This is a genomic window from Acinetobacter sp. ANC_7511 (genome assembly GCF_056779975.1).
The window spans coordinates 23,622-48,978 of record NZ_JBWYIY010000014.1; the positions used below are offsets into that span (position 1 = coordinate 23,622).

Below are 25,357 nucleotides of genomic sequence, written 5' to 3' on the forward strand. Positions count from 1 at the left end.
GTAAATTTGAGAGTGATTTCTATTCAAGTTGTTGAGGGAGAATAATCTGCTCTTCAAACGAAAAATGTTGAAAGCCTAGACCTGACAGGGGATACGTCGTTAATCTTTATTTAATCGGGCATCGTACATGGGTCATCATCATAATGCGGCTTTGGCTTGCAAGAAGTAGACGTTGATTATTTTTTTCTACATCTAGACTTTTCACAAAATGTTTACATCCTGTTTTGAGTAAAATAATAGTCAATAACGCTGAGAAACCACCTACGATTGAAATTGAATAACCCACCATGTTGGTATCCCCGAATACTTTATCGGTAATTAATGCGACTAAAGTTGTTCCAATACCTAAACCAATTAAGCTACTGATTAACAAGAAAATTGCAGAAATTTGAGCTCGTAATTGATTTGGAGCTAAAATTTGCATAGCTGCTGTTGAGGTTGGCATTGGGAAAGATGCAAAGAACATAGCCACTGTAAAAATAGCAACAGATAACCACAGTGAGTCTACTAATGTATAGCTAATAATCGGTAAGATAATTCCTAAACCACCTAAATAACCAGTATACATTGCAGCATCACGTCGACATTTACTTGTCAGATTAGTTAGTTAACCAGCCTACAAAGAAAACGCCAGATGTGTTTGCGATAAGTAGAATCATTCCTAACATATAACCTGTTTCAACAGGACTTAGACCAAAGTTACGCATATAAAATGCAGGTGACCAGCTCATGACACAAAACAATGCCATTGCATAGAATGTGAAGCCCATGTAGTGACAAGTAAATGTCTTAATATGCTTTTTTAAGAATTTAAACGAATCCGTAAATTTAACTTTTACGACATTACCTGAGGCATCGAGTTTTTGTCCTGTTCGTTGCGGATTTCTTACTGTTAAAATAAATAAAAGACCAATAAAAACGCCTGGCAATCCAACAAGAATAAAGGCAACTTGCCAAGCCTTTATCATGCCGAGTAGAGGAACATCAATAAACGTTGCATCTTTTAATAAGCTGATCACATAGCCGCCAACGAGAAAAGCCATCCCTCCACCGATAAAAGAACCAATGGAGTAAATACCAACGGCTTTACCTAATTTGTCTTTACTGAACATATCACTAAACATGGAATATGCTGCGGGTGATAATGCTGCTTCACCAATGCCAATCCCCATTCTTGAAAGAAAAAGTTGAATGAAGTTTTTACTTAGACCACAAGCCGCTGTTGCTAAGCTCCAAAAAATAATGCCAATTGCAATAATTTTTGGTCGGGAAAATCGGTCTGCTAAATAAGCGATAGGCAATCCCATAAATGCGTAAAATAGGGAAAAAGCTAAACCGTGCAATAGACTAAACTGAGTATCAGTTAAATTTAAATCTGCTTTGATCGGTTCAATCATCAAGACTAAAATTTGTCGATCAATATAAGAAAATATATAAGCCAACATACATAGTGTGACTACGTACCAAGCGTATCTCGTATTTTTTTTGACCGAAGCGGGTTCTTCAGCATTTAGAGTATTCTGCATTTTCGTATCCTATATCCTTAAGGGTTTGATTTTTATTCCATTATTTTTTTAGCTAAACTGTGACTAGGTATTCAAATTTAAGCAGCATTAGTCATATATAATGCAAAGTTAAACTCAAATACTTTTTTATCAGCATACTGATAATATTTATGATTTTATAAAAGGGCAATAGGTATGTTTAAAAAAAATACGAATTCACCTGAAATATTTGATAATGAATCGGGTTACCTTGGATTTTTATTAAGAAAGACATCCCATGTATATCGTTTAAAAATGGAGCGTGTACTTGCTGAATATTCAATCACTCCACCACAGTTCACAATTTTGAAAATTATTTTGACTTACCCAGGTTTCACAAATGCGGAAATAGCACGTTTTGCTTCATTAACACCGCAAACAGTAAATTTGATGATCTCAAAATTAGAAAAACAAAATATTCTCTATAAAACTTCTCATTCTACGAATAAGAAAATTCAATTAATTGAGATATCAGATTTAGGGAAAAAACTTATGGAAGATTGTGGTGATGCTATTGATCGTTTAGAAGATTCTCTAGTCGATGGTTTTAGTGAAAGTGAAATAAGAATCGTCAGGAATTGGATGAAAAAAATTAATGAAGAATAATTTTCTAAATTATTTGGTTTTTGAACTTGCATAATTATCAGCACACTGATAATTTTTAAGTGCATTAAAAAAACTGAATGGATTTAGAGGAAAATAAAATGATCAAACCTTATGGTGTAGTAGGATTAGTTCCAACAATATGGGGCACAAGTTGTAGAGCAGATATTATGAAAAATATCTCTCATTTAGAGGAACTTACATCCGGTGCATTATGGTTGAGTTCTTTAGATATTCCAGTAAGACTGTTGGTTCTCCCAGAGGGGGCATTACAGGGCTTCAACGACGAAGCACTCGATGTTGATATTCAAGAATTCTTGGATGATGGTGCGATCGATATACCAGGCCCTGAAACAGATCGTTTAGGTGAGTTAGCTAAAAAACATAATGTTTTTATCATGGCGCAAGCCAAAGCTAAAAATGAGGATTGGCCAGGCATTATGTTTAATGTCGGATTTATTATAAATCCTCAAGGCGAAATTATTTTAAAACACCACAAAATGTCTGCTTTATTGCCATGCGAGCGTTCAGCATCACCTCATGATTTGTATGATAAGTGGGTAAAAAAATATGGTGAAGAGCTTCAATCATTTTGGCCAGTAGTTGATACGGAAATTGGTCGATTGGGCATCATGATGGCAATGGAAGGTAATTTTCCAGAAAATGGTCGAGGCCTAGCGATGAATGGTGCTGAAGTCGTCTATCGTGCATCTTTACCAGCTTCATTTACTGAAAATGATGTATTTGAAATCTCCAATCGTGCTCGTGCTTTAGAAAATAATATGTACGTAGTAGCACCAAATATTGGGGGGATGTATCTTGATGAAAATACATTAGCACCGATCGATTGTGGTGGTGGTCTTTCTATGATTGTGGACCATAAAGGTAAAATAGTGGGTAAACAGCATGATACCAATGGATCTACCTATGTCACTGGTGTAGTTGATATAGAGGCACTTCGTTATCATCGTACACACGCTCAGGTGACCAATTGGATGAAAGATATACGTGCAGAATGCGCACAATTAATTTATAAAAATAATATATATCCTAAAAATTTGTATTTGCAGCAAAAACAGGGACATCACGACGAATATAAAGCGGAAGTGATTGATAAGCAAATTCAGAAGCTTATTGATATGGGTGTCTGGAAAAAAAGCGCATATGATGAGTCTTAATCAATGCACTAGCTTAAAAACCCAATAATGTATTGGGTTTTTTTGGGTTTATATATTTTTTAAATGATCTTTTTTTACATAAATCAAAGCGCCAGAACCACCTGCTTTGATTTCAATACGATGTTGAATCGGAAACCTCATCCACGAACCGGCTGAATAATTTCGTTCATTCATCACCAATTTACCTTTGATAATGAAAATTTCAATACCGTTATGATGTGTTGATTCTAAAACCTGTTGGCTTTCGAGTTTTTCGAGAAAGGTGTCTTCATACTCAGATTGAAATAGTTGGCAAATCTTTCTGTTGTTAAAATAGGTCCAGTTTCGCTCGTCACGAGTATCAATTCGTGTAGCTAATTTTTCTTCTTCAGACATTTGCATGAGTTTCACCAAGATCAGACATCCATCTAAGCTCGAGACAATATGTTTAGAAAGGTGAGGATTTCGCATATACCATCCAGATGGATAGTGCTGATGATCATCTTCAGTAAAAGTCCCGTTTAACACTAGAACTTCTTCACCGAAGGGGTGTTGATGCTCTGGGAACTGAGAATTTGAAGGGAACTCAACTAGGCTGGTTGCTCTTGCTTGTTCTAAGCCAACACGATCAAACATCATTCGTTTAACTTCGCCTCTTGGGGATTGAATCCATTGATAATCTTCTGGAGTAATTATTACAGGTTGAGAGAAGTCAGCATTTAATCTCATGCTTTTAGCCTAAAAAAGAGCATTAAAGTAATTAATATTATCAAAAAAAGAGTGAATTTAAGATGAAAACCTGTTCAAGTTTGAGAGTGATTGGGTGTGGAGCAACTTTGACTTTGGTCGGCTAGCTTCTCTTTTCTCTTTCGAATAATTTAATCTAGGTCGACTTTATTTGAGAATCTAAGTCAATAAAAAAAGCCTCAATCTTTCGACTGAAGCTTTTAAAATTTTGGAGCGGGAAACGAGACTCGAACTCGCGACCCCAACCTTGGCAAGGTTGTGCTCTACCAACTGAGCTATTCCCGCAATATGGTGTGAATTATAGTGATTTTGCACACCCTGTCAACACTTCCAAAATTTAATTGATGAATTAATCAGCACGTCGCCATAAAGTTCCTTGACGCGTATCTTCAAGTACAATGCCTTGATCAAGAAGATTTTGGCGAATCTCATCTGCACGTGCAAAGTTTTTCTCTTTCTTGGCATCTTTGCGTTGTTGAATGAGATCTTCAATTTCATCATTACTCAAAGATAAGCTTTCTTGACCAATATCTGATTTTAGGAATTCATCAACATTATGTTGAACAAGACCTAAGATATTGGTCAGATAGCGCAAGGTGGCATAATATATGGCCGCCTGTTCAGCAAGTTCGTCTTTTACGGCACGATTTAATTCTTTATTGATTTCAAAAAGTACGGCAATCGCTTCTGATGTGTTGAAATCATCCCGCATTGCTGCATTAAACTTTTCAACGAGTGCTTCATCGTATTGCGAATTAATTTCGGCACCATATATCTGTTGATATGCTTTAAATGAATGATAAAAACGACTTAATGTGTTTTTAGCTTCTTTAAGCGCAGTATCAGAAAAATTCACAGGGCTACGATAGTGTGATGAAACGATAAAGTAACGAATAACTTCAGGATGGAATTTTTCCATGACATCGCGAATCGTGAAAAAATTGCCTAAAGATTTAGACATTTTTTCACCATCGACATTGATAAAGCCTACGTGCATCCAATAGTTTACATATTGTTCGCCAGTTGCAGCTTCACTTTGTGCGATTTCATTTTCGTGATGGGGGAAGGTTAAGTCAGACCCACCACCATGAATATCAAAATGATTACCAAGGCAACATGTAGACATTGCTGAACATTCGATATGCCAACCTGGACGACCATTCCCCCAAGGAGATTTCCAAGAAGGCTCATTTTCTTTTGCATGCTTCCATAGCACAAAATCGAAAGGATGTTTCTTTTCAACTTCAACATCGACTCGTTCGGAAGCACCTGCTTGCATGTCTTCGAGTTTACGACCAGATAGACGCCCGTATTTTTTAAATTTTTCAACTTCGAAGTACACATCACCGTTTGACGCAGGATATGCAGTGCCATTATTGACCAAAGTACCAATCATATTTTGCATTTGATCGATGTACTCTGTCGCACGAGGTGCTTCATCAGGTGCCAAGCATCCTAAATTGGCAGCATCTTCATTCATTGCCTGAATAAAGCGATCAGTGAGTGCTGTAATGCTTTCACCATTTTCATTTGCACGTGCAATGATTTTGTCATCAATGTCAGTAATATTGCGAATATATTTAACTTTCCAACCTTGGCTACGAAGAAAACGAATAATATAGTCAAATGCAACCATAACCCGAGCATGACCGATATGACAGTAGTCGTAAACTGTCATCCCACAGACATACATATCAATATGTCCTTCTTTACGTGGTACAAACTCAACTTTTTTTCGTTGCTCTGAGTTATATAGAACAAATGGTTGCATAGGTCTTCAAAAAGCTAAAAAAATGGTGGTTCATCTTAACCTAAGGCTTATCTTTCACAAAGTTTTATGCGTAAAAAATCTATGCAAATGAAATTTATACATTTAAGAAAAAGATACTTGCATGCTTATGTTAATATATGAAGAATAATTTAATGATTGAAATTGTGGCTGAATCCAGCCTCAAGGTGCCCAGATTTGAATTCTGAAAATACTACATATCCAATTGATTTTCAAAAGGTTGCAAAAGAAACCTTGGAGATTGAACGTCAAGCTTTATCGGTGCTATCTCATCAGATTGATGATCGCTTTTCCCAAGCATGTCAAATTATCCTACGGTGCCAAGGTCGTTTAGTGGTCACTGGTATGGGGAAATCTGGTCATATCGGTCGAAAAATGGCTGCAACATTTGCATCAACAGGAACGCCGTCTTTCTTCATGCATCCAGGTGAAGCTGGTCATGGTGATCTCGGGATGTTAGTGCGTGGAGATGTGCTGATCGCGATTTCGAACTCTGGTAAAAGTGATGAAATCATGATGTTAATGCCACTCATCAAACATTTGGGTGTGCCATTGATAACAATTTCAGGTGATGACCGTGGACCAATGCCACAGAACGCTGATGTTGCGCTTACACTTGGTCATATTCAAGAGGCATGCCCATTAGGTTTGGCACCAACTTCAAGCACGACAGCGACTTTAGCTTTAGGTGATGCTTTGGCTGTTGCTTTACTTGAAGCGCGTGGATTTACTGCAAATGATTTTGCCATGTCACATCCAGCTGGTGCACTCGGTAAGCGATTACTGTTGCATGTTAAACATCTGATGCACGTGGGTGACTCTCTACCAAAAGTTTCACCAGATACACCAATGAATAAAGTTTTATACGAAATATCAAACAAACGTCTCGGATTAACCACAATTGTGGATGAAAATGATGTTCTGTTAGGTATATTTACGGATGGTGACTTACGACGTCTCATTGATAAGCAACAAGGTTTTGATGTTAATCTTGCTGTATCAAAGGTTATGATTGAAAATCCTCTAACCATTTCACAAGAAGCAAGAGCGGTTGAAGCGCTAGAGCAAATGAATGCTAAAAAAATCAATCAATTTGTAGTAGTCAATGATGCCAAACAAGTGATTGGTGTGATTAGCATGCACGATTTAATTCAAGCTGGGGTAAATTAATTCATGGCATCTTATGTATTGTTAGAACAAGCACGACATATCGAAGCGTTGGTTTTGGATGTGGATGGTATTCTAAGTGATGGTTTTGTAACGTTGACGAACTCAGGTGATGAAATTAAGTCATTTGATATTCGTGATGGACTTGGGATGAAACTTGTTCAGCAAGCTGGAATTAAAGTTGTCATTATTACCGGTCGCCAAAGCAATATTGTGACAAAGCGTATGAATGATCTAGGTGTAGACTTAGTTTATCAGGGGCGTGAAGACAAAGGGACTGCCTTACAGCAAGCTTGTACGCAACTGGGTTTAAAACCAGAAGATTGCTTGTATATGGGGGATGATTGGCCAGATTTATCAGCTTTTGCGATTGCGGGAATGAAAGTAACAGTGCCAAATGGTCATGTTGAAGTTCGTCGTCGTGCAGACCTTGTAACCCAAGCTTATGGTGGTCGTGGCGCTGTGCGTGAAATTTGTGACATGTTATTGTTGTCAAAAGGGGTTTACCATGAACTTCTTGAAAAATATTTGGCTGTAACGCACTAATACGCAGTTGATATGAACGCTGAATATAGTTGATGATTTATGGATACTAAAGTTTTATATATTACTGCTGTTATTGTCGCTGCTATAAGTGGTGGCTATTATTATTACAGCGGTAAAGGGAAAAAATTAGAGGGTTCATCCGCTCAATCGATGACATATTCAGCAAAGAATATTAATCTTTTGCAAACTGATGAAAAAGGCATGCTTTATGTTAAGGCTACAGTGGATGAGCTGAACCAAGATATGAAACAGAAAACATCAAGCTTGCAGAATTTAAATGCCAGCATGTTTACTAATAATGTAGAAGACGCTACGTTTTATGCTAAACAAGCACATGGTTTCAATGACAATGAGAAGATTGTGTTATCTGGAGATGTTGTTGCAACCAAGCAAGGAGAAATGGGCAAAATGGTTTTTCGAACCGATGCGCTTACAGGATATCCAAAAACAAGAAAGCTTGAAACATCTGAGCAAGTTACTGTACAAACACCAAATGCAGATTTTGTCAGCCAAGGCTTAGAAGCAGATTTGAATGAAGGTCAGTACGATTTTAAAAATATTCGAGGAAAGTATGCACCAAACTAAACCTTCTTATTTATCAGGTTCAAAAATGCTTAAAGCAATAGCAATGGTGGCACTCAGTTCTATTTCTGTTATGGCATTTGCATTGCCAAGTGATCGTAATCAACCCATCATGCTTTTAGCTGATCGTGCGACCTATAATGACAAAACAGGTATAACGACCTATGTGGGGAATGTTTCTGTTGAACAAGGTACTTTCAAGTTAAATGCAGCCTCTATAGTTGCTAATCTCAATGCCAATCGTCAAATTAGCTCAGTAAATGCGTCAGGTTCCCCTGCAAAATTCCAACAGCAATTAGAGTCTAAACGTGGCATTGCACGTGGTGAAGCCTCTAAAATTGTATATAACGCTGATACAGGCATTATTACTTTGTCGGGTAATGCATACTTGTATCAAGATGGCGCAAGTATTCGTGGGAACACTTTGCGTTACAGTATGAATAAGGGTGATATCGAAGTTGTAGGCGGTGGCAGTAGTGGCACAGGCAGTTCGAAAGGTCGTGTACAAATTATCATTCCACCTTCTGCCTCAAAATCATTCTCTGGAGTACGTGATTAATGAGTGTCAATGAATCACCAATCCAAACATTAAAAATTAAACATCTTGCCAAAGTTTATAGTAAACGCTGGGTGGTGAAAGATGTTTCATTTAGCATGCAGAGTGGTCAAATTGTTGGTTTGCTTGGACCGAACGGGGCGGGAAAAACGACAAGCTTTTACATGGTAGTCGGACTGGTTCGAATGGATAAAGGTGAAATTCACTTAGATAATCTTGATCTTTCGGACCTTGCAATGCATGAGCGTGCTCGTCATGGAATTGGTTATTTGCCACAAGAGGCTTCAATTTTTCGTAAATTGAGTATTTCAGATAATATTATGGCGATTCTTGAAACGCGGAAGGATCTTAATAAGCAACAACGTAAAGAGAGACTTCAAGAGTTATTAGAAGACTTTAAAATTACACATATTAAAGATTCTTTGGGGATGAGTGTGTCAGGGGGGGAACGTCGCCGTGCTGAAATCGCTCGAGCATTAGCCGCCGATCCTAAGTTTATGCTCCTTGATGAGCCTTTTGCTGGGGTAGATCCAATTTCTGTAGGTGATATCAAAGATATCATTCGCAATTTAAAAGAACGTGGTATCGGTGTGCTCATTACAGACCATAACGTTCGCGAAACGCTCGCGATTTGTGAGCATGCTTATATTGTCAGCGAAGGATCTGTCATTGCGGAAGGAACACCAGATCAAGTACTTATGGATGAAACTGTCCGTAAAGTTTATTTAGGTGATGATTTCACAGTTTAAAAAAATAGTGTGATATCTATAAAATAATGTTGTTTTATAGATATTTAGACTGTAAATTAACTCAAACAAATCGTAAGTTTACAATTGACGCAGAAATAATATAAAAATCATTGTAGAATACGATTGATTTTATGTGACGTAGTTCACACTTTTTAATAGAGATTACAAGTGGCTAAACATCAATTAAGTCAGAAGGATATGGGGTATATCACGCTGTTTGCGATCAGTTTATGTGCGACACAAGTACATGCTGAAGATGCAATCGCTCCTCTAGCAATTGACGATACCCAACGTGCACTATCAGCAGAATTACAAAAACCCAAAATCAATTTTAGTTTGGAAAAAAAGACTGTTGAAGATATACCTGAACAGCTTGAAAAGCCACGTTTTAAATTATTCCAATCGAAATCCAAAATCTCGAAAGAGCAAGTGAAAGAACAGGTTCTTGTTCCTAAAGTTATTGAACAAGTTCCTGATTTAGACGACATAGTCGAAAATGAAATTGCTCAAGTTAACACTATACCTTTATCTAATTCGCAGTCTCAGAATGAGTCGAAGGAAAAGACTCAAAAGAAATCTTTCTTTGCATTTGTTAAGCGTGAAAAAGCGGCATCTGAACCAAAAGTATTGCTGCCAAAGGTAAAGCAGGATATTGAAGAGGCTTCAGCTCCAAATGTTCTAAAACCTACTATTTCATCTACTGTACAACCCGCTACTAAAGACACTCGTCAGGTTTTAAAACCGCTTAAACCAAAGATCCAAAATCAACTAACAGAATCTTTAATTGACGCGCAACACGCAAAATTACTAGAAAATGAAACATCGGTTTCAGAAGACAAAACAGAAAAACCAAAAAGTAAACTCTTTACATTTATTGGGAATATAGGCAAAGATAAAACTAAGTTGGATGAGAGTCATCACCAAGCTACTGGCAATGTTTCAAATACAAAAGTTTTGACACCTACTTTACAAAAATCGGTGAGTGAATCTTCATTGAAAGTGTCTAGTACACCAAAACCGAAGATTGTTAATGATCAACAAATCAACAGCCAAAACAACTTGCTACAAGCTCCACCTTCAACTGTAGCGAAAGTTGAACATCGTCAAAGTCTTGTATCTAAAGCCAAAGCTTTTTGGCCTTTTAAATCAGGTTCTCATAATAAGTTAGAAACACAGAATGTAATTGAGCGTCCAAACTTGATCGTTCAGCAACCGACTAGTGCTTTGGCTGTAAATAAACCTACAATTGTTTATTCAAAACCAATAGAGCAGAAAGCGAAAATATCTGAACAATCGCAGTCGATTAAGCCAGTTGTAAATATTAAGCCTAAAGCTGATCAAGTCGTCTCTGAACAAAAATACAATACGGTGAATGCTGAACCTCAAGCAAAGAAAAAATTCAGTTTAACTGCATTAAAATCAAATATGGATCAGTTTTTTAAACCTAAAGCTGATGATGACTTTAGACAAGTTAAGTTAAATGAACTGAGTGATTTTAGCTTTGATCCTAAACAGGTCGAACAATTGCCTGTGATAACGACACAAGCTTCGCCTAGTGCTCCAGTATCTTTGATGCCACTTGTGAATGGTACGGCTGATAAACAAACGTTAAGCTTATACGATGCGATTAAGATTGCAGTAGCTAGACATCCTGAAGTGACACAAAGTGTTTCTTCACTCGCATCACAAAATGCATTTATTGATGTTGCTAAAGCCGGTTATTACCCACAGTTGAGTGCAGGTGTTTCAACTGGAGATATGACTTCAGGAGAAAGAGGGCGTCAATTATTTAATGTCAATGCGACACAACTACTTTTTGACTTTGGTAAACAAAAATCACTAGTTAGTACAGAAGAAGCCAAGTTGCAGTTTAGCCAAGCTCAAGTTCTTGTCACAATTGACCAAATTGCTCTTGAAGTGGCTTCTGCCATCGTGAATATTAAGCGATATGAAGAAATTACACGTATTGCACGTGAGCAAATTGCTGGTATATCACGAATCCGAGAAATTGCTAATTTACGTGCAGAGGCAGGTATCAGCAGTCAGGCCGATCCAATCCAAGCGCAATCATATTATGAATCTGCACAATCAAATTTAATTCTGCAAGAAACACAGCTCAATGTATTTAAACAACGTCTTAGAACTTTGATGGGAACAGATATATCAAAATATAACTGGGAGATACCTGAGAGTTTAATTAAGGCTTCAGATATTTATTCAGAGCCAAAGTTTAACGAAATTCCGAAAATGATGGCTGCCAAAGCTGAAGTTGATGTTGCAGAATTGGAAAAAAAACAAACTCAATTGAGTCGTTATCCTACGTTAAATGTTAAAGGTACATTGAGTCAAGCAGTCAACGGACGTAATCCGAATAACAATCAAGACGATGGAACAGATAGTTCTATTATGCTTGAAGCAAATAGTACTTTCTTCCAAGGTGGTGCAATTAGTTCACGCAGTCGTGCGGCATCGTTTGCAGAAGAAGCTGCTAAAGCAAAAGTAAATGCAGTTTATTTAGAAACAATTGATGAAATTCGTCGTGCTCAAGAACAAGTTGAAAATAAACAGCGACAAATGAAAGTATTAATTGATCAACAAGCGACATCAGTCAGAACAAAAGAGTTATATCAAGAACAATATAAACTTGGCACTCGTACAGCTGTTGATCTTTTAAATGCTGAACAAGCGATTCACCGTTCAAATTCAGATATTGAAACGGCACGTTATGATATTTATGAAAACTTAGTTCAATATATTGCCGCTTCTGGTAAGAGCCGCGATGTATATCAACTTAATAATTTGACCATTCAAGGGGTAGAATTGAAACCATGAATACAAGAATAAATTATCAACCATGGTTACAAGGTGTCCTGACGGTTGCACGTCATTATCGAATTGAAACCTCTGCTGAACGTATTCGCTTAGAACTAAACTGGAATCAGAACCAGTCAGTCGATGACATCTTGGCAATTATGACACGCCAAGTAGGTTTGCATGTCCGTAAAGTGGATTTTAGCCCCGATATTTTAAATCCGTGGCGTTTACCGGTATTGGTCGGATTTAAAGATGGGCAAGTTGGGGTCATTGATCGTGCAGATGCACAAGGTAACGCAAGTGTTCAACTGAGCGGTGATGAAGGGTTAGCGCAGACATTTTCAGTAGATACATTGTTAGATGTCATCGACTCAGTCTATATTTTAAGACCAGAAACCTCAGTACCTGATGCGCGTATTGACGAATACATTAAACCGTACGAAAAAAATTGGTTTTGGGAAATTGTATTACGCGATTGGAAACGCTATATCGATATTATGTTTGCATCATTGCTTGCAAACGTATTAGCACTCGCGACAATCGTATTCTCGATGAATGTGTATGACCGCGTTATTCCAGCACAATCTATTCCAACCTTGTGGGTACTGGCAGGTGGTGTATTACTTGCTGCAATCTTTGAATTCGCATTGAAATACTCACGATTAATTCTTTCAGATATGATTGGTAAGCGTGCGGATTTAAGAGTCTCAGATCGGGTCTTTGGTCATGCTTTACGTATTAAAAATAGTGAACGATCTAAATCCACGGGAACGTTTATTTCACAAATTCGTGAATTAGAAGGTGTGCGTGAGCTTGTAACATCTACAACAATTACCGCCTTTGCTGATTTACCATTCTTCTTCCTGTTTCTTGGTATTTTTTGGCTTATTGGTGGCAATCTTTTCTGGGTAATTTTGGTGGTTGTACCGCTGATGATTATTCCAGGGCTTTTGGCGCAAAAAAAATTAGCGCAATTGGCTAAAGAGGGTATGCGTGAGTCATCAATACGAAATGCGATTCTCGTTGAAGCTGTTCAAGGTATTGAAGATATTAAACTGCTACGTGCAGAGTCTCGCTTTCAAAATCAGTGGAATCACATGAATGATGTTTCAGCTTCTATCAGCATGAAACAACGTAAAATTGTAGGCGTATTGAATCTTTGGACACAAAAATTACAGGGATTGACCTTTGCAATTGTAGTATTGGTGGGTTGTTTTGCGGTAATGGATGGAGAAATGACCACCGGTGCGTTGGTGGCATGTTCGATTCTATCATCACGTATGTTAGCGCCAATTGCACAGGTTACAGGTGTTCTTGGTCGTTATCAGCAAGCTAAAACAGCGAAAGAAAGTCTTGATGAATTAATGAGTAAACAGGTTGACCATCCTGAGCGTTCACAATTGATTCAGCGATCAGTACTTGATGGTCATTATGAATTAAATGGTGTGGTCTTTAAATACGGCGAAGAAGATCCTAAACCAAGTGTCGTTATTCCTAAACTTGAAATTAAACCAGGTGAAAAAATTGCGATTCTTGGGCGTAACGGTGCAGGTAAATCGACCATTCTTCAATTACTTTCAGGTATGCAAACTGCAGTTCAAGGTAAGGTTCAATTAGATAATATTGATATTACCTTGTTAGATCCATCGGACGTTCGTCGTGACGTAGGTTTGTTGAATCAAAATGCGCACCTATTCTTTGGTACAGTCAGAGAAAATTTAACGTTAGGTGCACCCTTAGCTACCGATGATGATTTATTAAAAGCACTTGCTGTAACCGGTGCACTTAACTTCATTCAAGAAAAGAAAGAAGGATTGGATCATATTATTTTAGAAGGTGGTGTCGGCTTCTCAGGTGGACAACGTCAGGCACTTTTATTGTCAAGACTCCTCATTTGTCAGCCAAATATTCTGTTGTTAGATGAACCTACAGCTGCGATTGATGATGTATCTGAAAAACAATTAATTGATCATATGAAGAACTGGCTTGGACATCGCACATTGGTTGTGGCAACCCACCGCCGTGCAGTATTAGAGTTAGTGGATCGTATTATTGTGGTGAATGATGGTCGTATCGTTATGGATGGCCCACGTGATCAAATTTTAAATAATTCTGGCCAGCAACAAGCAAATTCAGGGGCTAAATCATGAGCGAAGAATTAAAACAACAACGTTCATTAAAAGTGTCTCAGTTAGAGCCACCATTACCGAAGGTCAGTATTACGATTTGGATTATTGGTCTGGGTTTGCTTGCACTCATTATTTGGGCAGCTATTTTCAAACTTGAAGAAGTTTCTAATGGTACAGGTAAAGTGGTTCCAACTTCTAAGGAACAAGTGATTCAATCTTTAGAGGGCGGGATTCTAACCAAACTTGAAGTTAAAGAAGGTGATATTGTTGAAAAAGGGCAAACCCTTGCTCAACTTGATCCGACACGATTTGCTTCAAATGTGGGTGAATCAGAATCGTTACTACTGTCATCGCAAGCAACAGCTGCGCGTTTACGTGCGGAAGTGAATGGTGGTCCACTGGTATTTCCAGAATCAGTTCAAAAAATTCCAAAATTGGTTGCTGAGGAAACTCAGCTTTATCGTTCTAGACGTGCCAATATGGAAGAATCCATTGCTGGCTTAACGCAAGCACTTACGTTAGTTCAGCAAGAATTGAGAATGACAGAACCGCTTGTTGCCAAAGGTGCTGCGAGTGAAGTTGAAGTTTTACGTTTAAAACGTCAAGCAAATGAATTGACCAATCAAATTAACGATATTCGTAACCAGTACTATGTTCAGGCACGTGAAGAATTATCTAAGGCGAGCACGGATGTCGAAACTCAACAACAAGTGATCAAAGGTAAATCGGATAGTCTGAATCGTACAATCTTTAAAGCACCAGTCCGCGGTGTAGTGAAAGAAATTGATGTGATGACTTTGGGTGGAGTTATTCCTCAGAATGGTAAGTTGATGACCATTGTTCCATTGGATGAACAACTTTTAATTGAGGCGCGAATTTCACCGCGTGATATTGCATTTATTCATCCTGGACAGGAAGCTTTAGTTAAAATCACTGCGTACGATTATTCAATTTACGGTGGCTTAAAAGGAGAGGTAACAGTCATTTCTCCTGATACGCTACGTGATGAAGTTAAACAAGATCAGTTTTATTATCGTGTGTATATTCGTACTGATTCAGACAAACTTTATAACAAAGCTGGGCAAGCTTTCCCAATCACGCCGGGTATGGTATCAACGGTTGATATTAAGACAGGTCAAAAAACGATTCTTGAATACCTGTTGAAACCATTCAATAAGGCGAAGGAAGCGTTACGAGAACGATAATCTTTATTTTTCAGTCTGTTTAAAACCCAATCAATGATCTTTTGATTGGGTTTTTTAATATGATTGAATCACGCATAATGTATTTGAGTTCAATTGTTGTAATTTACCATGCCATTTACTCTTGCTCAGACTTATATCTATGAAGAAGATATTAAGAAAAGCCGTTTTCAGGCGATCACCGCACCTGTGGAAAATGAACAGGATGTAAAAGAGTTTTTAAACCAGTATTTTGATGCCTCGACGACCCATCAATGCTGGGCATGGAAAATTGGGCAGCAAGTCCGTTTTAATGATGATGGAGAACCTTCAGGAACAGCTGGAAGACCCATACTTGCAACGATTGAAGGGAATGAGCTCACTAATATTATTGTATTGGTAAACCGCTGGTATGGTGGTATCAAACTCGGAACTGGAGGCTTGGTACGAGCATACGGAGGTGTAGCAGGGCAATGCTTATTACAGGTCGAAAAAATTGAACTCATCGAAAAGAAAACTGTAAATTTTAAATGCCAATTTAATGAGTGGTCGATTTTTCAATATGAGTTAAATCAACAAAAAATTGAATATATTGAGGAATATGTTGACTCTGGGGTGTTGATTACTGCACGTATGCAAATTCATGAAATTGAGCCGTTTAAACTGAAAATCCAAGATGTGACTCGTGGACGTGAGCAATTGAATATAGAGGATGTCGAACGTGACGGAACATGATCCTTTACTCAAGTACCGAGAACAGCATAAACATCGTTTGAATTACATGCCTTGGTTATATTGGTCACTCAAGGCAAAGCATCGTGAATGGGCTGAAGCTTGGCAAAAAGATTATCAAGCCTATTTAATGGACATGGAGACTGTTGAAATTGGAGAAAATTGTTTCATTTCCCCTTTAGCCCATATTTTTGCTGAGCGTGGTCGGAAGATCATTATTGGAGATAATACTTTTATTGCCGCGGATTGTACCTTGCATGGTCCTTTAGAAATTGGGTCTGAAGTCGCCGTTAATCATCATTGTATTTTAGATGGTGGACGCGTTGGGATTAAGATTCATGACCAAGTACGGATCGCAGCTTATTGTCATCTTTATGCATTTGACCATGGCATGAGTTTAGATCAACCTATTTACCAGCAAGCAGTACGCTCAAAAGGCATTGAGATTCATCGTGATGTTTGGTTAGGGGCGCATGTGGGCATTAAAGATGGCGTGACCATACATGAACAGGTGATTGTAGGTATGAATAGTATGGTTACTAAGGATATTCAGGCAAGAGAAGTTGTTGCAGGGAATCCAGCTCAATTTATACGAATGCGTGAATAATTCGTAACGCGAAAGATTGAATTAAATTACATAAACCATGTTCATTTGCCCGAAAGCTATGATAGTTTAAAGAAAAGAACAATCAGACATCATGTCAAAGTGAGGCAATCATGAACCGTGTAATTGCGTGTATTGATTCATCCCCATGTATTCATGCCTTAGCTGAAGCAGCAGCCTGGATTGCGGATCGAACTAAACGTGAGTTAGTCCTTTTACAGGTTTTAGATTACTATCCTGCAAGTTATCATCTGGGTGAAATTAGTGGTGTGATTGGATTTGAAAGTAATGCGATGCTCTTAAAAGAACTCGCGGAATTAGAACAAAAACAAAGTGAATTAGCTTTAGATTATAGTAATAATCTTCTTTCACATATTTCAGAAGTGATTGAAGAAAAATATGGTATTACGCCGATAAAAATTCAAGAAAAAGGCGATTTCCTCGAACAGAGTTTCAATGTTTTAAATGAAAATGATATTGCGATTATTGGTCGAGTAGGTGAGCGCTCCGCGGAAAAACACAAAAGCTTAGGGAGTAATGTAGAGAATTTTATTCGTGGTGCTCGTTGTACGGTTTTAACTGTTGGTGAAACCTTTAAGCCACCAACACGTTTTATTTTCGCCTATGAAGATTCTCAGACTTGTAAAGAAATGATGCATCGTGTTGCTAAAAGTGATTTATTAAGAACACTTCAGTGTCATTTGCTTTATGTGGGTGATCATCCCGAAATTCTTGATATCCCAGCTCAGTATTTACGTGAAGCTGGATTGGATGTGGTTGTTGAATACCGTTTTGGAGATGTCGCTGAGAATATTTTAGATTATCAGCAACAACATCAAATTCAATTAATTGTGCTAGGCGCTTATAGTCGCAGTAAAGTAAAACAATTTTTCTTGGGCAGTATTACGACCAATATATTTAGAAATTCAGTCGTTCCATTGTTGGTTGCTAAATGATCAATCAATTTTGATTAATTTTACTTGATAAATATTGGTTCAACTTTACTGGTAGAAGGTGGATAAATTTTTAGAACAGTAGGGTTTTATGGTTTGATTATTTTATAATCTTTTGATTAAAGCTTATGAAAATCAGGTGTTTGCCATAATATTTTATTTTTATCCACAGGAATACAAACAGGAATCGGGGATAACTTTTTCAGGGCTTTAGTGCAAAAAAAAGGAGTATTCAAATTGATGAATACTCCTTTAAGTGATACTAATGACTAGTATTAAGATTTATTTGACAATCGCCAGTGCAAAACCATCATGTCCTTTACTGCCGACGGTTTGTAATGCTGTACTCGACAATAGTCGAGGATGATTCTGCATAAGGCGGTACATTTCACGAATACCTTCGATGCTTGGTTTGACATTTTTTTCATCCAAAATATCACCAGCGCGAATCACATTATCTAAAAAAATAATGGTACCTGAGCGTGAAAATTTAAGTGATAGTTCTAAATACTCTGGGTAACTTTGTTTATCAGCATCAATAAATATAAAGTCAAATGGCTCAAAATTTTCAGGTAAAGATTTGAGAATATCCGCAGCGCGACCAACTTTTAATTCAACCGTTTGCTTTAATTTCGCATTGTCGATATTTTCTTGACCGAGTGCTGCATGTGTATCACGACCCTCGATCGTGAGAATATATCCATCCTCAGGAAGAGCTCTTGCTAGCCACATGGTGCTATAAGCCGCAAAGGTTCCAAGCTCTAACACACGCTTACACTGATTCATTTGAATCAACATTTGTAATAACATGCCTTGGTTAGCAGCAACTGCTAGATGGTCAGGAAAACCCTTATCAGCTGTATTTTGTAGAGTCTGAGTTAAAATTGGATCTTCTGGCATCAGATGAGATTCAATATAAGCATCAATATCTGACCATTGTTGTTGCATAACTGAGTACCTGTAGGGAGTTCAGTGCATTGTAATCGTTTCGAGTGAATGTGCAAATTTCTGATGCTTTGATGCTGAAAAATCAGTCAAAAAAAAGAGGTCAAAGACCTCTTAATTAAATGTGATCATCTAAAATTAGTAATGGCATAAAGATGTATTTCGAGTCAGATCGGGTCCCCAAGTTCGGTAACCTTGAGTATCAATATGTATTTGACCAGTCGCATACAAACCTAAGCCCATATTTAAGCTTTGACCATAATTTTGCCAAAATTGGCACAATTTAAATTTAGAATTTTCGATGAATGCATAATCTTCAGCCTGAGGAAATTCAGGACCGATTCTGAAATCAATGGCTGAGTTATACAAGTGTCGAGACGAACCTGCGCCACCAGCACACTGATTTAATGGAAGGTCACGATATACAGATGTAACCTCAAAATCAGTTAAAATCCTTGCTGCAACGAGATATTTAAATACTTTCAGTGTTGGTAACTGATTCGACCATAGCTCACGGTTTGGAACCATATATTCAGATTTACCACATTTCTGCCAAGCACGTGCTGATTTAAATAATTCAAAACTTGGGATAATATTGCCGACATTATTACGTTCTAAGTATTGTTCATATTCTCGTGCTTGAGCTTGGTTATTACCTTGCATCAGCCAAACACGATAAGAATTCGGCATGACTTTTGGTCGCGCTGGACGTTCATAGGTTATTTTTTCTTGTGGAATATATATGCGTTGACCATCATTGGTGACGATTGTTCGTCCTTTTTGAGGGGAGGACGTACATCCAATCAATATCAACGATATTGCACTGATTGAGCACAAGCCCTTCAAAATTAATTTCATTATAAATAAATTTTACTAAAGCAAATAAGTTTCTATTTTATGCTAATTGATTATCAAGAATGCGTATAAATTGCAAATAAATGTACCAATTGGGTATAAAAAAGATCAGCCGAAGCTGATCTCTCATTGGATTATTTTTCTAAATATTGCAATTTGTTTGGTTTGCCATTCCATTCTTCACGGTCAGCTGGCTGATCACCAATCTGAGTAATATTTGGCCATTTTTCTGCAAGTTCAGCATTGAGTTCGATAAAGACTTCTTGACCTTCAGGCAGTTCATCTTCCGAGAAAATGGCATTTGCAGGGCATTCAGGCTCACATAACGCGCAGTCAATACACTCATCTGGATTAATGACTAGAAAGTTTGGACCTTCATAGAAACAGTCAACTGGGCAAACTTCTACGCAGTCTTGATACTTACATTTAATACAATTTTCAGTGACAACAAAGGTCATGGCGTCAGCTACCTAAAAAATATGGTTCTAATAACGAATGCTGTATTTTAGGCAAATTGAACGAAACTAACAATTCCTTTTCTTGATATTTAATATAGGGGATGCTACTAAATCAGTAATATTTATGATGAGATCGTACTAATTTGCAAATTCTCAGGCATTCTGCCTCTGATTTCAAAAATCATGATTAAAAAAAGCCAGCAAATCGCTGGCTTATTGATTGAGTGTGCTTGAACTAAGATTTTTGGAGTAATTGTTTGAGTTGGTAGAGTTGGTCTAAAGCCTGTCTTGGACTTAAGTCATCTACAATAATTTCTGAAAGAAGTTGTTCAACTTGAGAAGGTTTACGAATTTCAACCACTTTTTCAACTTCAATAATTTTTTCTACAGGGTTACTATTTGAAAATAAATCTTGAGAGAACAAATCTTTTTGCACAGGTTGGGTTTGCAGTTGGAGTTTCTCCAGTTTTTTAAGTTTAGCTTGAGCCTCTTTAATCACGTTTTGAGGAATACCTGCTAGTTTAGCGACCTGTAAACCATGACTTTGACTTGCAGGACCTTTTTGAACCTTATGCAATAAGATGAGATGACCATTCACTTCTTGCGCAGTGACATGATAATTATCAATACACGGATCCATGCCTAATTCTGTTAATTCAAAATAGTGCGTTGCAAAAAGACATAAACATTTAATGCGATGCGTCAAATCAAGAACACAAGCCCAAGCTAATGACAAACCATCATAAGTGCTTGTGCCACGACCTACTTCGTCCATCAATACCAAAGATTGTTGAGTGGCATGATGTAAAATTTGAGAAGTTTCCGTCATTTCCACCATAAATGTAGATTTGCCAGAAGAAAGATCGTCTGCTGAACCGATACGCGTAAAGATCCGATCAATAGGTCCCAATTTTGCAGATTTCGCTGGAACGAAACTACCGCAATATGCCAATAGCGTAATTAACGCCGTCTGACGCATGAATGTAGATTTACCACCCATATTTGGGCCTGTGATAATCGACATACGATGCTGCATATCTAGATAAGTATCATTTGGGGTGTAAGGCGTTTTAATCAGTGATTCAACAACGGGATGGCGTCCTGCTTGAATGTATATTCCAATTTCAGGGCTAAATTCCGGACGATTCCAATTATATAATCTTGATAGATGTGCAAAGTTTGTAAGAACATCCAGTTGAGCAATAGCGCTCGCCATCATTTGAAGATTGGCGATATCTTGACGTAATTCATCCAATAACATTTCAAACAAAAGTTTTTCACGAGCCAATGCACGTGATTCGCTTGAAAGCACTTTATCTTCGAAAGACTTCAATTCAGGGGTGATATAACGTTCAGCATTTTTTAATGTTTGACGACGAATATAATGTGCAGGAGCTTGTTCTGCTTGCGCTCTGGTTAATTCAATATAGTAGCCACTCACTCGGTTATAACCGATTTTTAGTGTGTTTATACCTGTTGTTTCTCTTTCTTTGATTTCTAAATCAATTAAAAATTGTCCTGCATGATCACGTATTTGACGAAGTTCATCCAATTCATGATCAAAACCATTTGCAATGACATTACCATCTCTGAGTAGAACAGGTGGGTTTTCCACAATGGCTGACATGAGGCGATGATGTAAACCATTAAAGTCACCCAATTCCTCATTCAATTGATTGATTAAAGCGGATTGCGGTGTTGAGGTCATCGGTGCTAATGCATGGCGTAAATACGGAATCTGAGCACAGGCTTGACGTAGTTGCACTAAATCACGTGGTCGCGCACTTCCTAATGCCACACGGCTGAGTACGCGTTCGATATCACTGATTTCTTTTAATACCAGACGAATCGGAGATTCATGATAGCCAGAGAGTATTGTTTGTATCGCATCTAAACGCTGATCTAACAACGCAGTATCACGAATCGGTTGCATTAAGGTTCGACTAAGTAGTCGGCTACCCATAGCCGTTTGACATTGGTTGGTCAAATCAAATAATGAAGTGCCATGCTCAAACAAAGGATCAATGATCTCTAGATTTCGTCGCGTCACAGGATCAAGAGCGATAAAATCGGAGCTTTGTTCAAGTCGAATTGAACGAATATGTGGCAAAGCTGTTTTCTGGGTATCTTTAGCATAATGAATTAAAGCTGCCGCGGCTGCTTTCGCTAACTCAAGATGTTCAATTCCAAAGCCAGATAAAGTACTTACGGCAAATTGATCACATAAAGTTTTTTGCGCATTATTCAGATTGAAGTCTACATTTGGGCGTTTTGTAACGGGACAATCAAGAATTTGCTTAATCTGTTCAACCACTTCTGGATACTTGAAATCCTCATCAATCAAAAGTTCACTTGGCATAAGACGCGCAAGTTCCAGAGGAAGTTGTTCAGCTTGAAAACTTTGTTGTTGGACTTTAAAAATACCTGCACTGAGATCTAATAGGGCGATACCAATTTCATCAGATTTAATACAGATGGATACTAAATTTGAACTCTGATGGGCATTCAGCAATGCGTCGTCTGTCAATGTACCCGGTGTAATAATTCTGACTACACCACGTTCAACAGGTCCTTTACCAGTGACTTCCCCAAGTTGTTCACAAATAACAACGGTTTCACCTTTTTTAACTAAACGCGCTAAGTATCCTTCTGCTGCATGATACGGAACTCCAGCCATTGGTATCGGTTGTCCATTCGCTTTACCACGGTGGGTTAACGTAATCCCTAAAATTTTGGCGGCTTTATGCGCATCGTCAAAAAATAACTCGTAGAAATCACCCATACGATAGAACATTAACGAATGCGGGTGCTGTAATTTCACCGTCATATATTGCTGCATCATTGGCGTCAATGTTGAAAGATCGATATTGGATTGATCTAAAGTCATCTTTGAAAAAAACCTGTAGTTAAATTTTGAAACGAAGAAGTACTGCTCAAGCTTAGCATGAGAAAAAATGCGTAAATCGATTATAAGATCTATTTTTAGCAAAAGATAAATGAGTCGAACCAATATTATAACCAACGACTCAATTTCGTTCATTGAATAATTAAATTCGATATCCATTTATGCAAATTCTTTGTGTAAAGAATCAGCAGTCTCTGGATAGTCTCCGCATCTTTTGGACAGTTTGTTATCGCATTTCATTTCATGATCAGATCATATTCGATGTCTTAGGGAAGAAAAAATGACAGGTCAAACGATTGAGATCACTACCAAATCGGGGAATCGCTATTCAGGGTATTTGGCAGTCCCAGAAGCAAAGAAAGGTCCTGGGATTGTATTGTGTCATGAAATATTTGGTATCAATGCAGCGATGCGAGCAAAAGCTGACTTTCTCGCAGAGGAAGGCTATACCGTTTTAGTCCCTGATCTATTTTGGCGTACTGCACCAAACATTGATTTAGGTTATACACCTGAGGATTTTGAAAAAGCTTTTCAACTTTATCAGCAATATGATGAAGATCAGGGTGTAAATGATATTCGTGAAAGTTTAGATTTTTTAACGACTTTAGATGCGTGTGACACGACTACGGGTCAGTCAGTGGTTGGATATTGTCTTGGTGGAAAACTTGCATATTTGGCTGCATGCCGTATTGATAACTTAGCGTGTTCGGTTGCCTACTACGGTGTAGGCATTGAAAAAGCGCTCGATGAACTCTCGAATGTGAAGGGTAAGCTTGTGCTACACATGGCTGAACTTGATCAATTCTGTCCAGCTGAAGCGCGAAATCAAATTACTGAAGCATGCGCACAATTTAAACATATTCATGCTTATGTTTATGAAGGTGTTGATCACGCATTTGCACGACCGAACAGCGATCATTATCACAAACCATCGGCGCGATTTGCCCATGAACGTACCGTAACAGCATTACATGAAACGGTTGGCCCTCACTATGACTTAGTTGCATTGTGGGAAGAGCATATCAGACATGAGTTCGACACGCGCGATGTACCAGCAACCATGGCAACGATGGTCGCTCAACCATATGTGAATCACATTCCAACGTTGACAGGTGGTGTGGGATATAGCCAGTTAGCGCGATTCTATCGATATCATTTTGTACATCAAAACCCTCAAGATATGAAAATCACCTCAATTTCTAGAACTGTGGGATCTACTCAGGTTGTGGATGAATTCATCATGAGTTTCACTCACGACACTGAAATTGATTGGTTATTACCAGGTATAAAACCGACTGGAAAATATGTCGAAATTCCAATGTTGGGGGTCATTCAGTTTAGAGGTCCAAAACTTTGTCACGAACATATTTATTGGGATCAAGCTTCTGTACTTGTCCAAATCGGATTACTTAATCCAGAAGGATTGCCTGTTGCAGGTGTAGAAACAGCGAAAAAACTTTTAGATGAAGATATTCCTTCAAATGGCTTGATGCCAAGTTGGGAGTCGAGTGCTGGTAAGCCAATCGAATAATCAAAATATATGGGGCAAAAAATGGAATTAAATATTAAAGATAAAGTTGCCATTGTCAGTGGAGGATCAACGTTGATTGGACAGGCTGTGGTTCAAAGTCTCGTGAATTTAGGGGCTAAAGTTGCCATTTTAGACATTGATGACTACGGAAAAACCATAGCTGTGCAACATCCTTATGAAGTGATGTTTATACAAACTGATCTAACTTCAGACATCGCAATTCATGAAGCGGTGAACAGCATTAGAAATCATCTAGGTGAAGTCAGTTATTTAGTGAACTTGGCATGTACCTATCTTGATGATGGTTTCAAATCACCACGATCAGATTGGTTAAAAGCATTAGATATCAATTTGGTATCTATTGTTGAGCTAACGCGTGCCGTATATGAAGATTTGCAAAAAAATAAAGGGTCAGTGGTGAATTTCACCTCGATTTCAGCGCAATGTGCTCAAACGGGACGTTGGTTATATCCAGTTTCTAAAGCGGCAATTTTACAACTGACCAAATCGATGGCAATGGATTTTGCGCCAGATGGTATCCGTGTCAACTCAGTTTCACCAGGTTGGACTTGGTCGAGAGTGATTTCTGAAGTGAGTGGACAAAATCGTGCGAAAGCTGATGCTGTAGCAAGTGATTATCATCTCTTGGGACGTTTGGGTAATCCGGCAGAAGTGGCAAATGTAGTGACATTCTTATTGTCGGATGCTGCAAGTTTTGTGACTGGCGCAGATTATGCGGTAGATGGTGGGTATTCAGTCATGGGGCCTGAAACGAATCAACCCGCAATACCACGTTTAGCAGAATAAATT

21 protein-coding genes, 1 tRNA gene and 1 pseudogene are annotated in these 25,357 nt (G+C 38.1%); 15 read left to right on the forward strand and 8 right to left on the reverse strand.

Annotated elements, in window-relative coordinates; genetic code table 11:
* Window positions 1–181: 181 nt before the first annotated feature.
* Window positions 182–1,526, reverse strand: a pseudogene (locus AC1M9L_RS10645) (spinster family MFS transporter); the annotation flags it as partial.
* Window positions 1,527–1,700: 174 nt separating this feature from the next.
* On the opposite strand from AC1M9L_RS10645, the gene AC1M9L_RS10650 reads away from it, so the two are divergent.
* Both AC1M9L_RS10650 and AC1M9L_RS10655 read left to right on the forward strand, forming a co-directional pair.
* Window positions 1,701–2,150 carry a MarR family winged helix-turn-helix transcriptional regulator gene (locus AC1M9L_RS10650; protein WP_092767707.1) on the forward strand — a complete coding sequence of 150 codons (450 nt, stop codon included), beginning with the start codon at window positions 1,701–1,703 and terminating at the stop codon, window positions 2,148–2,150.
* 98 nt (window positions 2,151–2,248) lie between these two features.
* Complete coding sequence (locus AC1M9L_RS10655) at window positions 2,249–3,325, forward strand: nitrilase-related carbon-nitrogen hydrolase (protein WP_092767709.1); 1,077 nt, start codon at window positions 2,249–2,251, stop codon at window positions 3,323–3,325.
* Window positions 3,326–3,373: 48 nt separating this feature from the next.
* Here AC1M9L_RS10655 and AC1M9L_RS10660 read toward each other — a convergent pair whose 3' ends face one another.
* The 3 genes from AC1M9L_RS10660 to cysS all read right to left on the reverse strand — a co-directional run bounded on the left by AC1M9L_RS10660 (window position 3,374) and on the right by cysS (window position 5,822).
* Window positions 3,374–4,033 (reverse strand): cupin domain-containing protein, encoded by a 660-nt coding sequence (locus tag AC1M9L_RS10660; protein ID WP_092767711.1) that lies wholly within the window; start codon window positions 4,031–4,033, stop codon window positions 3,374–3,376.
* 227 nt (window positions 4,034–4,260) lie between these two features.
* Window positions 4,261–4,336 (reverse strand) — tRNA-Gly (locus AC1M9L_RS10665).
* 64 nt (window positions 4,337–4,400) lie between these two features.
* Window positions 4,401–5,822: a cysteine--tRNA ligase gene (cysS, locus tag AC1M9L_RS10670; protein WP_092767713.1), complete on the reverse strand. Its 1,422-nt coding sequence runs from the start codon at window positions 5,820–5,822 to the stop codon at window positions 4,401–4,403.
* A gap of 195 nt (window positions 5,823–6,017) precedes the next feature.
* Here cysS and AC1M9L_RS10675 point away from each other — a divergent pair, with 195 nt between their 5' ends.
* The 11 genes from AC1M9L_RS10675 (at window position 6,018) to AC1M9L_RS10725 (ending at window position 17,856) form a co-directional block, all read left to right on the forward strand.
* A complete protein-coding gene (locus AC1M9L_RS10675; protein WP_481592088.1) occupies window positions 6,018–7,010 on the forward strand; it encodes a KpsF/GutQ family sugar-phosphate isomerase in 993 nt (330 codons plus the stop codon).
* A 3-nt stretch (window positions 7,011–7,013) separates the two neighbouring features.
* Entirely contained in the window at window positions 7,014–7,553 is a 540-nt protein-coding gene (locus AC1M9L_RS10680; protein WP_035266365.1) for a KdsC family phosphatase, read from the forward strand.
* 39 nt (window positions 7,554–7,592) lie between these two features.
* Entirely contained in the window at window positions 7,593–8,138 is a 546-nt protein-coding gene (gene lptC, locus AC1M9L_RS10685) for an LPS export ABC transporter periplasmic protein LptC (protein ID WP_180028221.1), read from the forward strand.
* A gap of 25 nt (window positions 8,139–8,163) precedes the next feature.
* Window positions 8,164–8,694 (forward strand): lipopolysaccharide transport periplasmic protein LptA, encoded by a 531-nt coding sequence (lptA, locus tag AC1M9L_RS10690; RefSeq protein WP_373683313.1) that lies wholly within the window; start codon window positions 8,164–8,166, stop codon window positions 8,692–8,694.
* Complete coding sequence (gene lptB / locus AC1M9L_RS10695) at window positions 8,694–9,440, forward strand: LPS export ABC transporter ATP-binding protein (protein ID WP_481592089.1); 747 nt, start codon at window positions 8,694–8,696, stop codon at window positions 9,438–9,440. Before lptA ends, lptB begins: the two co-directional genes overlap by 1 nt.
* 1,425 nt (window positions 9,441–10,865) lie before the next feature.
* Window positions 10,866–12,272, forward strand: a complete 1,407-nt coding sequence (locus tag AC1M9L_RS10700) for a TolC family outer membrane protein (RefSeq protein ID WP_481587693.1) — start codon at window positions 10,866–10,868, stop codon at window positions 12,270–12,272.
* Window positions 12,269–14,404 (forward strand): type I secretion system permease/ATPase, encoded by a 2,136-nt coding sequence (locus AC1M9L_RS10705; protein WP_481587669.1) that lies wholly within the window; start codon window positions 12,269–12,271, stop codon window positions 14,402–14,404. Before AC1M9L_RS10700 ends, AC1M9L_RS10705 begins: the two co-directional genes overlap by 4 nt.
* On the forward strand, window positions 14,401–15,588 hold the full coding sequence (locus AC1M9L_RS10710) for an HlyD family type I secretion periplasmic adaptor subunit (protein WP_035266373.1): 1,188 nt from the start codon (window positions 14,401–14,403) through the stop codon (window positions 15,586–15,588). Before AC1M9L_RS10705 ends, AC1M9L_RS10710 begins: the two co-directional genes overlap by 4 nt.
* A 108-nt stretch (window positions 15,589–15,696) precedes the next feature.
* On the forward strand, window positions 15,697–16,299 hold the full coding sequence (locus AC1M9L_RS10715; RefSeq protein WP_481587668.1) for an IMPACT family protein: 603 nt from the start codon (window positions 15,697–15,699) through the stop codon (window positions 16,297–16,299).
* Window positions 16,286–16,903, forward strand: a complete 618-nt coding sequence (locus AC1M9L_RS10720; protein WP_092767727.1) for a DapH/DapD/GlmU-related protein — start codon at window positions 16,286–16,288, stop codon at window positions 16,901–16,903. Before AC1M9L_RS10715 ends, AC1M9L_RS10720 begins: the two co-directional genes overlap by 14 nt.
* A gap of 110 nt (window positions 16,904–17,013) precedes the next feature.
* On the forward strand, window positions 17,014–17,856 hold the full coding sequence (locus tag AC1M9L_RS10725) for a universal stress protein (RefSeq protein WP_035266378.1): 843 nt from the start codon (window positions 17,014–17,016) through the stop codon (window positions 17,854–17,856).
* 279 nt (window positions 17,857–18,135) lie between these two features.
* Here AC1M9L_RS10725 and AC1M9L_RS10730 read toward each other — a convergent pair whose 3' ends face one another.
* The 4 genes from AC1M9L_RS10730 to mutS form a co-directional block, all read right to left on the reverse strand.
* Window positions 18,136–18,801 carry an O-methyltransferase gene (locus tag AC1M9L_RS10730; RefSeq protein WP_035266381.1) on the reverse strand — a complete coding sequence of 222 codons (666 nt, stop codon included), beginning with the start codon at window positions 18,799–18,801 and terminating at the stop codon, window positions 18,136–18,138.
* Window positions 18,802–18,936: 135 nt separating this feature from the next.
* Window positions 18,937–19,656 (reverse strand): D-Ala-D-Ala carboxypeptidase family metallohydrolase, encoded by a 720-nt coding sequence (locus AC1M9L_RS10735; protein ID WP_035266384.1) that lies wholly within the window; start codon window positions 19,654–19,656, stop codon window positions 18,937–18,939.
* Window positions 19,657–19,787: 131 nt separating this feature from the next.
* Window positions 19,788–20,111 (reverse strand): ferredoxin FdxA, encoded by a 324-nt coding sequence (fdxA, locus tag AC1M9L_RS10740; protein ID WP_035266386.1) that lies wholly within the window; start codon window positions 20,109–20,111, stop codon window positions 19,788–19,790.
* Between the two features lie 235 nt (window positions 20,112–20,346).
* Window positions 20,347–22,998, reverse strand: coding sequence for a DNA mismatch repair protein MutS (gene mutS, locus AC1M9L_RS10745; protein WP_481592090.1), 2,652 nt, complete (start codon window positions 22,996–22,998; stop codon window positions 20,347–20,349).
* Between the two features lie 298 nt (window positions 22,999–23,296).
* On the opposite strand from mutS, the gene AC1M9L_RS10750 reads away from it, so the two are divergent.
* Together AC1M9L_RS10750 and AC1M9L_RS10755 are read left to right on the forward strand one after the other, a co-directional pair.
* Window positions 23,297–24,547: a dienelactone hydrolase family protein gene (locus AC1M9L_RS10750; RefSeq protein WP_180028213.1), complete on the forward strand. Its 1,251-nt coding sequence runs from the start codon at window positions 23,297–23,299 to the stop codon at window positions 24,545–24,547.
* 21 nt (window positions 24,548–24,568) lie between these two features.
* The gene (locus tag AC1M9L_RS10755; RefSeq protein WP_481592091.1) at window positions 24,569–25,354 is read left to right on the forward strand and encodes an SDR family oxidoreductase; all 786 of its coding nucleotides are present in this window, start codon (window positions 24,569–24,571) and stop codon (window positions 25,352–25,354) included.
* The last annotated feature ends 3 nt before the right edge of the window (window positions 25,355–25,357 follow it).

What these genes read in the sequence shown, in the direction of transcription:
- AC1M9L_RS10650 (WP_092767707.1), top strand. Translation starts at nt 1,701, where the DNA reads ATGTTTAAAAAAAATACGAATTCACCTGAAATATTTGATAATGAATCG.
- AC1M9L_RS10655 (WP_092767709.1), top strand. Translation starts at nt 2,249, where the DNA reads ATGATCAAACCTTATGGTGTAGTAGGATTAGTTCCAACAATATGGGGC.
- AC1M9L_RS10660 (WP_092767711.1), bottom strand. Translation starts at nt 4,033, where the DNA reads ATGAGATTAAATGCTGACTTCTCTCAACCTGTAATAATTACTCCAGAA.
- cysS (WP_092767713.1), bottom strand. Translation starts at nt 5,822, where the DNA reads ATGCAACCATTTGTTCTATATAACTCAGAGCAACGAAAAAAAGTTGAG.
- AC1M9L_RS10680 (WP_035266365.1), top strand. Translation starts at nt 7,014, where the DNA reads ATGGCATCTTATGTATTGTTAGAACAAGCACGACATATCGAAGCGTTG.
- lptC (WP_180028221.1), top strand. Translation starts at nt 7,593, where the DNA reads ATGGATACTAAAGTTTTATATATTACTGCTGTTATTGTCGCTGCTATA.
- lptA (WP_373683313.1), top strand. Translation starts at nt 8,164, where the DNA reads ATGCTTAAAGCAATAGCAATGGTGGCACTCAGTTCTATTTCTGTTATG.
- lptB (WP_481592089.1), top strand. Translation starts at nt 8,694, where the DNA reads ATGAGTGTCAATGAATCACCAATCCAAACATTAAAAATTAAACATCTT.
- AC1M9L_RS10700 (WP_481587693.1), top strand. Translation starts at nt 10,866, where the DNA reads ATGGATCAGTTTTTTAAACCTAAAGCTGATGATGACTTTAGACAAGTT.
- AC1M9L_RS10705 (WP_481587669.1), top strand. Translation starts at nt 12,269, where the DNA reads ATGAATACAAGAATAAATTATCAACCATGGTTACAAGGTGTCCTGACG.
- AC1M9L_RS10710 (WP_035266373.1), top strand. Translation starts at nt 14,401, where the DNA reads ATGAGCGAAGAATTAAAACAACAACGTTCATTAAAAGTGTCTCAGTTA.
- AC1M9L_RS10715 (WP_481587668.1), top strand. Translation starts at nt 15,697, where the DNA reads ATGCCATTTACTCTTGCTCAGACTTATATCTATGAAGAAGATATTAAG.
- AC1M9L_RS10725 (WP_035266378.1), top strand. Translation starts at nt 17,014, where the DNA reads ATGAACCGTGTAATTGCGTGTATTGATTCATCCCCATGTATTCATGCC.
- AC1M9L_RS10730 (WP_035266381.1), bottom strand. Translation starts at nt 18,801, where the DNA reads ATGCAACAACAATGGTCAGATATTGATGCTTATATTGAATCTCATCTG.
- AC1M9L_RS10735 (WP_035266384.1), bottom strand. Translation starts at nt 19,656, where the DNA reads ATGAAATTAATTTTGAAGGGCTTGTGCTCAATCAGTGCAATATCGTTG.
- fdxA (WP_035266386.1), bottom strand. Translation starts at nt 20,111, where the DNA reads ATGACCTTTGTTGTCACTGAAAATTGTATTAAATGTAAGTATCAAGAC.
- mutS (WP_481592090.1), bottom strand. Translation starts at nt 22,998, where the DNA reads ATGACTTTAGATCAATCCAATATCGATCTTTCAACATTGACGCCAATG.
- AC1M9L_RS10750 (WP_180028213.1), top strand. Translation starts at nt 23,297, where the DNA reads ATGACAGGTCAAACGATTGAGATCACTACCAAATCGGGGAATCGCTAT.
- AC1M9L_RS10755 (WP_481592091.1), top strand. Translation starts at nt 24,569, where the DNA reads ATGGAATTAAATATTAAAGATAAAGTTGCCATTGTCAGTGGAGGATCA.